Origin of the sequence: Pontixanthobacter sp. (assembly GCF_049682855.1) — a bacterium.
GTDB lineage: Bacteria > Pseudomonadota > Alphaproteobacteria > Sphingomonadales > Sphingomonadaceae > Pontixanthobacter.
The window spans coordinates 47,985-60,514 of the sequence record NZ_JBAUIK010000016.1 but is presented as its reverse complement, the minus strand read 5'-3'; the positions used below and the strand labels follow the sequence as shown (position 1 = coordinate 60,514).

General features: G+C 57.4%; 9 protein-coding genes. 2 read left to right on the top strand and 7 right to left on the bottom strand.

All coding sequences use genetic code 11. The annotated features are described in order from the left end of the window. On the top strand, positions 1-1,020 hold the full coding sequence (locus tag WA922_RS10255) for a 2-hydroxyacid dehydrogenase (RefSeq protein WP_424771604.1): 1,020 nt from the start codon (positions 1-3) through the stop codon (positions 1,018-1,020). Here WA922_RS10255 and WA922_RS10250 read toward each other — a convergent pair whose 3' ends face one another. From WA922_RS10250 to WA922_RS10220, 7 genes are all read right to left on the bottom strand, one after another. Next, positions 1,021-1,809 (bottom strand): enoyl-ACP reductase FabI, encoded by a 789-nt coding sequence (locus WA922_RS10250; protein WP_424771603.1) that lies wholly within the window; start codon positions 1,807-1,809, stop codon positions 1,021-1,023. It lies immediately after the preceding gene. A 38-nt stretch (positions 1,810-1,847) separates the two neighbouring features. Then, a complete protein-coding gene (fabB, locus tag WA922_RS10245) occupies positions 1,848-3,077 on the bottom strand; it encodes a beta-ketoacyl-ACP synthase I (RefSeq protein WP_424771602.1) in 1,230 nt (409 codons plus the stop codon). A gap of 27 nt (positions 3,078-3,104) precedes the next feature. Beyond that, positions 3,105-3,614, bottom strand: coding sequence for a bifunctional 3-hydroxydecanoyl-ACP dehydratase/trans-2-decenoyl-ACP isomerase (gene fabA / locus WA922_RS10240; RefSeq protein WP_424771601.1), 510 nt, complete (start codon positions 3,612-3,614; stop codon positions 3,105-3,107). A gap of 118 nt (positions 3,615-3,732) precedes the next feature. Further along, complete coding sequence (locus WA922_RS10235) at positions 3,733-4,464, bottom strand: class I SAM-dependent methyltransferase (RefSeq protein ID WP_424771783.1); 732 nt, start codon at positions 4,462-4,464, stop codon at positions 3,733-3,735. Positions 4,465-4,592: 128 nt separating this feature from the next. Beyond that, positions 4,593-5,720, bottom strand: a complete 1,128-nt coding sequence (prfB, locus tag WA922_RS10230) for a peptide chain release factor 2 (RefSeq protein ID WP_424771600.1) — start codon at positions 5,718-5,720, stop codon at positions 4,593-4,595. Positions 5,721-5,810: 90 nt separating this feature from the next. Next, positions 5,811-8,318 carry a penicillin-binding protein 1A gene (locus tag WA922_RS10225; protein ID WP_424771599.1) on the bottom strand — a complete coding sequence of 836 codons (2,508 nt, stop codon included), beginning with the start codon at positions 8,316-8,318 and terminating at the stop codon, positions 5,811-5,813. Positions 8,319-8,403: 85 nt separating this feature from the next. Then, the gene (locus WA922_RS10220; RefSeq protein ID WP_424771598.1) at positions 8,404-9,273 is read right to left on the bottom strand and encodes an N-acetylmuramoyl-L-alanine amidase family protein; all 870 of its coding nucleotides are present in this window, start codon (positions 9,271-9,273) and stop codon (positions 8,404-8,406) included. Positions 9,274-9,746: 473 nt separating this feature from the next. On the opposite strand from WA922_RS10220, the gene WA922_RS10215 reads away from it, so the two are divergent. Continuing rightward, a complete protein-coding gene (locus WA922_RS10215) occupies positions 9,747-12,521 on the top strand; it encodes an Rne/Rng family ribonuclease (protein WP_424771597.1) in 2,775 nt (924 codons plus the stop codon). Positions 12,522-12,530: the final 9 nt, after the last annotated feature.

Here is a 12,530-nt window from a genome sequence, read left to right as displayed (position 1 = left end):
ATGCCCGAATATGATGACACCGCCACCCGCCGCGTTTCCGGAACGCCAAAAATCGCTGTCACGCGGGCGCTGATGCCGGACATCGAGGTGCGTATGGGCGAATTGTTCGATGCCCAGTTCAACAGCAGCGATGCGCCTCTCTCACGCGAACAGCTCTCTGCGGCGATGCAGGATATTGATGTGCTGGTACCGACTGTCACTGACCGGATCGACCGGGCACTGATAGAGAGTGCAGGCAGCCGGCTGAAACTGATTGCAAGCTTTGGTGCGGGCACAGATCATATTGATCTGGCCGCCGCGCGTGACCGCAAGATCATGGTCACCAATACGCCGGGAGTATTCACAGACGATACGGCTGATCTGGCTATGCAGATGATTATAGGGGTGCCGCGTCGGGTGCGCGAGGGGATCAGCCTGGTACGCAAACACAAATGGACCGGCTGGGCACCTTCCGGGCTGCTTGGCCGCCAATTGGGCGGCAAAACGCTGGGGATCATCGGCATGGGCCGCATTGGGCAGGCCGTTGCTCACCGGGCCCGCGCATTCGGACTGAAGATCGTGTATCACAACCGCCACCGGCTTCCGCTTGCGGTCGAGACGATGTTGGGTGCTGAATTTTACGGCCATGAGGATGATTTGATCGCTGCATCCGATATCGTCACTTTACACTGCCCTGCGACGGAGAAAACGATCGGATTCTATGACGAGCGCCGCTTCGCGCTGATGAAAGACGGCGCTTGCCTGATCAATACTGCGCGCGGTGATCTAGTCGATCAGGAGGCGCTGATTGCGGCGCTCAATGACGGAAAGCTGATTGGCGCCGGCCTGGATGTCTATCCTGATGAACCCGCTGTGGATCAACGTCTGCTGGACCACCCCAACGTAATGACACTGCCTCACATTGGCAGCGCCACTGTGGAAGGGCGAGAGGCATCAGGCGCTAAGGTCATTGCTAATATCCGCTTCTGGGCGGACGGACACAGACCGCCGGATCAGGTGCTCGATGCATTGATCATCTGATCAGAGATTTTCAAATTGCGGCATGCCCAGAATGTGGAAACCGCCATCCACATGCACGACTTCTCCGGTCGTGCAGGCTCCGGCATCGCTGCATAGATACACCGCCGTACCGCCTACCGCTGCCAATGTCGCATTGCTGCGCAGCGGCGCGTTGGCTTGCGTATGCCGGTAAGTGCTGCGCGCGCCGCCGATGGCAGACATGGCCAGCGTTTTCATCGGGCCGGGGCTGATGGCATTCACGCGAATTCCCTCAGGTCCAAGGTCATTGGCGAGATAGCGCACTGCCGCCTCAAGTCCGGCTTTGGCCACGCCCATCACGTTGTAATTCGGGGTCACCCGCTCTGCACCCAAATAGCTCAGGGTCAGGACCGTGCCGCCATGTTCAACCATCATCGGATGGGCGCGGCGCGCGACGTCTATCAGGCTGTATGCCGATATATCCATACAGTTTTTGAAATTCTCGCGCGATGTGTCAAGGATACGTCCCGATAGTTCTGATTTATCGGCAAAGGCTATCGCGTGGATCACGAAATCCAATCGGTCCCACCGTTCCTGAAGCGTGGCAAAAGCGGCATCGAGCGAAGCATCGTCAGCGACATCGACATTCAGCATGAAGTCAGAGCCGACACTATGCGCCAATGGTTCCAGGCGCGTCCTGAAACCCTCTCCCTGATAGGTAAAAGCAAGCTCGGCACCGGCCTCGGCGCAGGCTTTAGCAATACCCCAGGCAATCGAGCGATCATTGGCGACGCCCATGACCAGCCCGCGTTGCCCTGTAAGTGCGCCCATCGCTATATCACTCCGCCTGTCGCCAATTGCGCCGCCGCCTATCGGTGAAATTTCGAAAGCAGCATTGATCCATTGGTCCCGCCAAATCCGAAAGAGTTGGTCATCACCGTATCCAATCCCGCATTTTCAACCAACTGTGTGGCGATTTCGTTCGGCTTGAGCGCCGGATCGAGCGTTTCCACATTAATCGACGGGATGATGAAGTCATGTTCAAGCGCGAGAAGGCAATAAATCGCCTCTTGCGCGCCGGTGGCCCCCTGGCTGTGGCCAGTCATCGATTTGGTCGAGCTGACCGGCGGAGTCTTGCCGCCGCCAAATACGCGGCGCACCGCCTCTATTTCGCCCACATCGCCCACCGGTGTCGATGTGCCATGCGCATTGATGTAGCTGACTTTCCGGTCATCATTCAATGTTCGCAGGGCCCCGCGCATTGCGCGCTCTCCTCCCTCGCCCGATGGCGCAACCATATCGGCACCGTCAGACGTTGCGGCAAAGCCGGTGACTTCGGCGTAGATTTTTGCGCCGCGCGCTTGTGCATGCTCAAGGCTTTCCAGCACAACCATGCCGCCGCCGCCGCCAATCACGAAGCCGTCGCGATCCGCATCAAACGCGCGCGAGGCACGTTCGGGCGTATCATTATATTTGCTCGACATCGCCCCCATCGCATCAAACAGACAGGACAAAGTCCAGTCCAGCTCCTCACCGCCACCGCCGAACATAACGTCCTGCAGTCCCAGCGCGATCTGCTGCGCAGCCATACCGATACAGTGCAGCGAAGTGGAACAGGCCGAGGTGATCGAGAAATTCATGCCCTTGATCTGATACGCAGTTGCGAGATTGGCGCTGACCGTGGAGGACATTGTCTTAGGCACGGCAAACGGACCCACACGCTTGGTCGCCCCGGTGCTAAGCACGCTCTGGTGCGCTGTCAGCATTGCCGAGGTGGAGGGGCCGCCAGAACCAGCGATAATGCCGGTCATCGGGTTGATGACATCTGTTTCCTCCAGTCCGGCGTCGGCAATCGCTTGCCCCATCGCGATATGCGCATACGCCGCCCCGGGCCCCATGAAGCGTAGCGTGCGCTTATCGACATGCTCGGACAAGTCTAGATCTACCGCGCCGGCAACCTGCGAACGGAAACCGTGCTCGGCCATATCCTGGTTAAATGAGATACCAGACTTGCCCGCTTTCAAAGACGCCAGCACTTCAGTGCTGTTATTGCCAATCGAGGAGACAATCCCCAATCCAGTAATGACTACACGGCGCATATTTTCCCCCTATCGCTTCTGCCAGGCTTACGCCTCAGACAATGCGACTTTCATATCTTTTACCTGATAAATAACTTCGCCATCCGCCTCAACCCGGCCATTGGCGACGCCCATCGTCAGACGCCGTGATTGCACCGATTTTGTAAAATCTACATAATAGGTTAGCATCTTGCGGTCTGGCCGCACCATCCCGGTCAATTTGACTTCGCCCGCGCCCAACGCATAGCCGCGCCCCTGCCATCCGCGCCAGCCCAGATTGAAGCCGGTGAGCTGCCACAAACCGTCAAGCCCCAGACAGCCGGGCATGATCGGATTGCCTGGAAAATGACAATTAAAAAACCACAGGTCAGGTCTGATATCAAATTCTGCAACCACATGCCCCTTCCCATCTGAGCCGCCATCGGCAGAAATATCAGTAATTCGGTCCATCATCAGCATGGGTGGTTCCGGCAATTGGGCGTTGCCGGGGCCAAATAATTCGCCGCGCGCGCATTTCAGCAAATCGTCGCGGTCAAAGCTGGTTGGAAACTCTGTCATGCCTTAGCGTACCCCTAAATTTTGTCTCTCGTGTCGTGCCATACATAGCAGTCGGCAGAATTGATAGGACGGCTGGGTCCAATTTCGATTGCGTATTTCACAGATCGCGATGCAGACCTCAGCCAGCCGCGTTGCGGGTCCGGCTCACGGCCGCGCTTGATGATGTCTTGCCCGCATTGCCGCGACACGGCCGTATCTGCGCGGGCTCCGGTCGGGTGGCAGCCGCTTTGAACTGCGCATAATACCCTGCCAATTCAGGGGAATCTTTGAACGTGACCAATTCGAACCCCACTTGACGAAATTCGCAGCTCAGCAGCAACGGATCAATCCCGTGCTGATCTGTCGGGCGGTCTACATCCACCACGATCACTTCACCGCCATCGCGCAAGGCAGGCCATAAGCGCCAGAGAAACGCATAGGGTTCGCGCACTTCATGATACATATGCACAAGAAAAACACGGTCAAAACTGTTTTGCGGCAAACGCGGATCGTCGCTTGCGCCAAGCTTTATCGAGACATTATCGAAACGCTCTTTCTCGACCCGGTTGCCCAGCCGTTCCAGTGCGTCCTGATCAATATCCTGCGCCAATACGCGCCCGGTATCGCCGACCCGCTCGGCCAGGCGGACGGTATAGTACCCTTCGCCAGCGCCAATGTCAGCGACTGTCATCCCCGGGGCTATTTGCGCCAGATCCATCACTTTTTCAGCTTCGCCGCGCTGGTCGCGGGCGGTTTCTGTGGAAAATTCGTTGCTGCCCAGGTCAGAAACCGGCCGGTCGGGCAGCGGAAACTCCAGCGCCGTGTCCGGCCTGCTGGAATCCGCAGGTTTGCAGCCGCTAACCGCAAGCATCGCACATGCCATCATCACGCAGAATACGGGTTTTTGAGCAGCGAGCATGATGCGCTTAAGCACAGCTTGCCGTCAGATAAAAGATGCAGACAGGATCGCTGACACACTTCTGTATAGCCATGCTGGCTTTACTCGACATCCTCAACATCCACCGCTTCGCCCGTAACCCGCTGGGCAAGAGCCGCTGAAATAAACACATCCAATGCGCCATCAAGGACGGCATCCGGCGCTGTCGAGGTGACACCGGTGCGCAGATCTTTGACCATCTGATAGGGTTGCAGCACATAGGACCGGATCTGATGGCCCCAGCCGATGTCAGTTTTGGAATCATATTCCGAACCTGCCGCCGCTTCGCGTTCTGCCATTTCTTTCTCATACAGCCGCGCCTTGAGCATATTCATGGCGGTTGCACGGTTTTTGTGCTGGCTGCGGTCATTCTGGCTGGCGACCACAATCCCGGTAGGCTGGTGGGTGATCCGGACGGCCGAATCTGTCGTGTTGACGTGCTGGCCGCCTGCACCTGATGCGCGGTAGGTATCGATCTTCAGATCATTTTCGTTAATATCCACTTCGAAATCATCATCAATGACGGGGTATACCCATACCGAGCTGAAGCTGGTGTGACGTTTCGCCGCGCTGTCATACGGGCTGATTCGCACCAGCCGGTGAACACCGCTCTCCGTTTTTGCGTAGCCATAGGCGTTCTCGCCTTTTACCATCAGCGTTGCCGATTTGATGCCCGCCTGATCGCCGGCATGGTAATCCACCATTTCCACCTTGTAGCCGCGCTGCTCGGCCCAGCGTGAATACATGCGCTGGAGCATTTCGGCCCAGTCCTGACTTTCCGTGCCGCCCGCGCCTGCATGAATCTCGATATAGGTGTCGAAACCATCGGCCTCCCCTGCCAGCAGCGCCTGAACCTTGTCGGCATCCGCGCGATCGGCCAGCTTGGCCAGACTGGCGTGACCATCATCGACGATATCGGTATCGCCCTCTGCTTCGCCCATTTCGATAAATTCAACCGCATCGGCCATTTCGGCCGATATCTCATTAACCGTACCAACCGAGCTTTCCAGCATGCGCCGCTCGCGCATGATTTTTTCCGCGTCTTTGGGATCATCCCACAAAGTCGGATCCTCAACACGTGCGTTCAGCTCATCCAGGCGGCGCAAGGCGCGGTCCCAGTCCAAGGATTGACGCACCAGTTGCAGTGCCGCCTCGATCCGTTCGATATTGGCCTGCCCCTCGGCACGCATAGGCTATTCTCCGAATGCTGGCTGCCATTTCAGCGAAGCTGAACATGACAGTGTAAGTTCTCAAATCCGCGCGGGCGCGATACCGGCAGGCTAATACAGACCGCCCTGCTCCTCAACAAAGTCATCAGGCGGTTGTTCGGTTTCAACAACCGTAGATGTTTGCGCACGGGCCGATGATCCCCGCCGGATCAGCGCCAGTATTTCCTTACGCTTCGCCTCGATTTCATCACGCGCAGTTTTGCGGGGCGGCTCTGTATCCGGCTTGAAGGCTTCCCATATAACCGATGCTTTGGGGTCTTTGCCAGGCCAGGCATCAAATACGCGCTTGCCCGATGCTCGGTCAACCCGCACCATTCGCACGCCTTTTGGTGCAACAAACGGATCGCCGCTTTGCTTGGCTTTGGTCTCCTGAAAAAATTGCTTGATGATCGGGGCGGCAATCGTGCCGCCCTGGGCGTACCCGCCCATGTTTCGCGGCGTGTCGAAACCGATATACGCCCCTGCAATCACATCGGGCGTTCCGCCAACAAACCATACATCTTTGGGCCCGGTCGTGGTGCCGGTTTTGCCGAACATGGGCAAATCCAGACTGCGCAGAACCGTGCCGGTGCCGCGCTGGATGACCCCTTCCAACATGTGGACAGTCTGGAAGGCTGTCCGCGCATCCATTGCTTGCTCTCCGCCGGGCGCAATACGCGGCATGGGCTGCCCATCCCATTTGGCCATATTGCACCCTTCACACGCGCGCTTGTCCGCGCGGTAAATTACTTTACCCCGGCGATCCTGAACATAATCTATTAATGTCGCAGCGTTTAATCGCCCATGATTGGCCAGTGCCGAATAGGCATTGACCATTTTCATAACCGTGGTCTCCCCCGCCCCCAGCGCAAAGGCAGGGAATGGATCGTAACTGCCGATGCCCATTTGTTCGATTGTCTTGATAACGTTGGGCATGCCCGACTCCATCGCAATCTGGACAGTCATAATGTTCTGTGATTGCTCCAGGCCGTACCGCATCGGATAGCTTCCGCCGCGGCCCCCGCGAAAGCATTTCTCGCCGTAACGCGAGCCCTGATAGTAACAGTAAGTGCCATTTTCGATTTCGGTTGCTGGAGTCATGCCGTTATCCAGCCCGGTGGCATATACGAACGGCTTGATGGTTGATCCTGGCTGGCGATTGGCCTGCGTAGCGCGGTTGAATGACCCCAGGCGCGCGTCAAAGCCGCCTTGCATTGCCAGCACGCGGCCGGTTTGCGGATCTTGCGCGACGAAGCCGCCGGATGCTTCCGGCAAAGTCCGCACGCTATACCGGTTGCCAGTTTTAACAGAGGCGATCACATCACCGGCCTTGAGTGCATTGGGCAGATTGGTTAGTGGGAATTCTTCGCCATCAGAAAATCCGATCGTTGCAGAACCTCCTTCGCGCCGGGTCACCACACCGACCCGCCAGCCTTCGTAATTGATGCCCAGATTGGAACTGGCCAGTTGCAGGTCCCAGGCTCCGTCATCAAAATCAATTGTTGCAATCGGACCGCGCCATCCGTTGCTGCCGTGATAACGCATCATGCCGCGGCGTAGCGCATTGCGGGCCGCATCCTGCATTTCTGGATCGAGCGAAGTGCGCACCCATAGGCCGCCAGCATAGACGCTGTTCTTGCTGTCATCGGCAGTCTCGCCAAATTTGTCGAGCAACTCGCGGCGCACCTCTTCCAGAAAATAGCCTGCATCGACGCGGCGGGATAACATACTCTGCGTTGACAGCCCCAGAGGCAGGGATTTTGCCACAGCCGCTTCAGACACGCCGATAAATTCATTCTCGACCATTTTATCGAGCACGAAATTCCGGCGCTCAATCGCACGTTGGGCATTTTGCGATCGGCCATACACTTCCGGTGCCTTGGGCAGGATCGCGAGGAACGCCATTTCCTGCAATTCCAGATCAGCGACATCCTTGTCGAAATAGGCGCGCGCGGCTGCTTGCACTCCGAAACTGCGCCGCCCCAGCGGAATCTCATTCAGATACAGCTCAAGAATTTCCTGTTTGGTCAAAACCCCCTCTATCCGGCGAGCGAGCATCATTTCCTTCACCTTACGGGTGATCGAATATTCATTCGTAAGCAGAATATTCTTGGCGACCTGCTGGGTGATGGTGGACCCACCGACGGCGCGCTCATCCGATCCGATTTTGCTGGCATAATCAATGACAGCCCCAGCCAAACCGCCTGCATCAATGCCGCCATGCGTGAAGAAGGTTTTGTCCTCTGCCGCCAGATAGGCGTCGATCAATTGCTCGGGAAAATCGCTATATTGCAACTGAACCCTGCGGTCGCGTGCGTAGGAGTGGACGATCTCGCCCTCTATTCCGCGTACCACAGTGGGCAGCGGCGGCTCATATTCGAGCAACGTCTCGGCATCGGGCAGTGAGCGGGCCAATGCCGCCCAGGAAATCAGCCAGAGTGCGACCAGAACGCAGAGCCCGATAGCGCCCCAGCGAAACCAGCGCCGGTCGCGCCAATGACTGCCAAACCAAGCGGCAATGCCGGTTGCATCGCGGCGGATCCGGTAACTCAGCGATTCAAATTTCGATGTCTCAGCCATAATTACTCGCCGCCTTAGCACGGGCAATCACTGTGTTGCCAGAGCGTTTAACCGCGCTTTTCCAATCTTGACAATAATGGCGGCTTCAACCGCGTGTCTGCCGCGCGAAATAAATCCGGATAGCCCGCGCGATAACATCGGCAAATTCAGCCTGCCCTTCTTCCGACGCCAGCCGGGCGGCGTCCTGCGGATTGGTGATATAACCCGATTCATACAATACCGCAGGAACATCAGGTGCCCGCAATACTGCCAATTCAGCCGCGCGGCGCTGTTGCGGATGAAACCGCAATACGCCGCGCCCTTCGCGTGTGATCAAACGCGCGAATTCAGCCGAGTTTTCCTGAACTTTGCGCTGGGACAGCTCAACGAGGATAGTGCTGACGTCCTCGCTCTTGCCCGAAAGGACTGCGCCGTTCACCCCGTCTGCCGCATTTTCACGCGCCGCAAAACGCGCCGCCGCCTCGCTCGATGCTTCGTCAGACAGAGTGTATATACTCGCGCCTCTCACCCCGCTTATTTCGCCAGCGGAATCTGCGTGAATCGAAATAAACAGATCTGCATCCAGACGGCGGGCGATGGCGGGGCGTTCCTCCAATATGAGAAATCTATCGTCATCGCGGGTCAGCGCCACGCGGACACCGCCTTGCTCCAGCAATTCATCGCGCAGCGCGATGGCCAGTCCAAGGACAATGTCTTTCTCGCGCCGTCCCCCGCCGCTTGCACCAGGATCCTTGCCGCCATGCCCGGCGTCGATCACGACAAGAGGGCGCGTCTTGTCTTGCGGGCCGAGTACCTCGGGCAAATCAACCGGCTGGCCGGCATCGGGCAGGATCAGCCGGATCACATAATCACGGCCCAGATGCGGGACCGGAATAGTCAGACCAAACGCAAACAGCCCCGCGATCAGCAGGATCGGGGCAAGAAATATCAACCAGAGTTGGATGCGTAACGACATTGCGCGGCTGTGTTAGGGTGTTCTGCACGACTTGCGCAATATGGTTGCGGAAAGAAACGTACAGTGCTAATTACTTTTCATCGAAATGAGGCTTGTTAGATGGATGGAGCGATTGCATAATCACTCCTCATCATTGCCAAGCCATTTCGCCAGCACCGGCATATTCTATGCAGGTATTCGACAGGTTGATGCAGTAATGAGAAGCCTCTCCCCGACCCCGACGACATGGCCGCCAGGCCAGGTCGTAACGTGGGCGGACCGGGCAGCGCACATAGCGCGCAGTTTCGTTACGGCATACACATCACCCCGGCACGGCGCGCAATGTTTAAGTTTGCGCCGCTGCCGGTCCGACATTGCCGGGATTGCCCATATGGCAGGCGGCTATCACACAAAAATGCGTAACCCATCAGCGAGCGAAAGCCCCGGCTCTGGCTGCGGTCATCCCCCGCCCGGTTACGTTTGGAGAAAATTCAATGGCAACGCGCATGCTTATCGATGCGCGTCACTCGGAAGAAACCCGAGTGGCGGTACTCAAAGGAAACCGGATTGAGGAATTCGACTTTGAATCTGAAGAACACAAACAGATCAAAGGCAATATTTATCTGGCCAAAGTAACCAGAGTCGAACCGTCCCTGCAGGCGGCATTTGTGGATTTCGGCGGCAATCGTCACGGCTTTCTCGCGTTCAACGAAATTCACCCCGATTATTATCAGATCCCGAAAGAGGATCGCGAGGCGCTGCTGGCTGAAGAAGCCGAAGCCGCCGCGGAAGAGGCTCGTTTGCGGGCCGAGGAAGAGGAAGACGGCAATGTTCCCGGCAATGAATATGACGCCGATGAGGAATCCTCCGAAGGGTTAGCCGAAGACCTTGCCGAAGATGGCATGGAAGAAATCGACACGTCAGAAAAGGACAAAGTCGCGACCATCGAAGAGGGCCATGTCGATGGCGACGATGATGACGACGATGATGATGATGACGACAGCGACGATGATGGCGATGACACGTCCAAAGGTAAACGCGCGCGCGGACGCCGGGGCCGTAACGGGCGCACCGGCAAGGGCGGGCGCCGCCAGAGCGGCGGCAAAGGCCGCAGCCGCGCAAAGGAAGTGGATGAGGTCCGTGCCAAGCGGATGGCTTTGCGCCGTCGCTACAAAATTCAGGACGTCATTCAGCGCCGACAAGTGTTGCTTGTCCAGGTCGTCAAAGAAGAACGCGGCAATAAGGGCGCGGCTCTGACCACCTATCTCAGCCTGGCTGGCCGCTATACCGTATTGATGCCCAATAGCAGCCACGGTGGCGGCATCAGCCGTAAAATTTCAAGCGGCCAGGACCGTAAACGACTGAAACAGATTGTCGGCGATCTCAATTTGCCCAAAAGTATGGGCCTCATCGTCCGCACCGCTGGCATCAGCCGGACCAAGACCGAGATCAAACGCGACTTCGATTATCTCGCCCGGCTATGGGATGATATTCGCGGAAAGACGCTCGGTTCAAGCGCGCCTGCACTGATCCATTCCGACAGCGATCTGATCAAACGTGCGATCCGCGATATTTACAACCGCGAGATCGAAGAGGTCATCGTTGAAGGTGAAGCGGGATACAAACTCGCAAAAGGCTTCATGAAAATGCTGATGCCCAGCCACGCACGGCGGGTGAAAGCCTATTCCGATCCGGTGCCGCTGTTCCAGCGTTACGGTGCAGAAGACCAGTTGCGCGCAATGTATGACCCTGTCGTGCAGCTGAAATCGGGCGGCTATCTGGTGATCAACCCGACCGAAGCCCTGGTTTCAATCGACATCAACTCTGGCCGCTCGACAAAAGAGCACGGCATCGAGCAAACCGCGACTGCGACGAATATCGAGGCGGCGCGCGAGATTGCCCGTCAATTGCGTCTGCGCGATATGGCCGGTCTGGTCGTGATCGACTTTATCGATATGGAGTATAATTCCAACATCCGCAAAGTTGAGCGGGCGATGAAGGATTCGCTCAAAAACGACCGTGCCCGCATTCAAGTCGGGCGGATATCCGGCTTTGGCCTGATGGAAATGAGCCGCCAACGCTTGCGGACCGGGGTTCTGGAAGCTTCCACCCGCGAATGTCCGCATTGCGATGGTACCGGCCTGGTCAGAACCGCATCCAGCGCAGGCTTGTCAGCTCTGCGTCTGATTGAAGACGAAGCGGCCAAGGGCAAAGGTTCGGTAATTTCTCTCTCCGCCAGTACCGAAGCTGCGGTGTATCTGCTCAATTCCAAACGGGCGGATCTGACCGAAATCGAAAGCCGTTACAGCGTTTCGGTCGAGGTGCTGCCGGAAGGCGAGGATGAAGGTGCGAAGATGACCGTGACGAGTTCCGGTCCGCGTCCTTCGGAACCACCCAAATTTGATCCGATTGTCGATGATGAAGATGATGATGATGATGATCTGCCGGAGAACGACGAATCCTCCGAAGATGAGGATCACCCGCGCAAGAAACGCCGCCGCCGCGGCGGCCGTGGTCGCAATCGCAATTCCGATGGTGACGGCAATGGCGGTCATGGCGACGATGATGATACAGACAGTTCTGACGCGAAGCCATCAGGCAGCGACCACGCTGAGCCGGAACGCGACGAAGACGGCAATCCGAAACGTAAACGCCGCCGCCGCGGCGGGCGCGGGCGCAGAGGCGGCAAAGGGCGCAACGGCGATACCGTTTCCGCCGAAGATGCCCGCAATTTGTCGGATGTATCCGAACAGGTCAAAGAAGACATGAGCGTTGTGGCAGGGCCGGATAATTCCCCCGAAACTGCCGAAGCGGTTGCTGCACAGCAAAAACCGAAGCGTAAACCGCGCAAGAAAGCACCGCCAAAGGCGAAAGAGGAACCGGCCGGCACGTCGGATCAGGAAACCCCGGCAAAACCCAAGCGGAAACGCCGTACCAAAGCGGAGATGGAAGCTGCACGTGCAGATGCAGATGCGGCGAAGACTGATAATACAGAGCAAAAGCCCAAGCCGCGGCGTACCCGGCGCAAAAAGGGGGATGAAGCACCGGCAGAGTCAGCAAGCAAGCCAGAAACCAAAGCTGCGCCTGAGACTAAGGCTGAGACTGAGACTGAGGCTAAACCCGCTCGAGCCGCGCCAAAGGCAAAAACAGCCACAGCTGACAAACAGGCGGTAAGCGACGATCCCAGCGCGAGCGATGGCAAAGCCGCTGGTGATAAAAAGCCTGCGAAGAAACGCGGCGGTTGGTGGCAGCGCACTTTTGGCGATTAACCGCCGCAG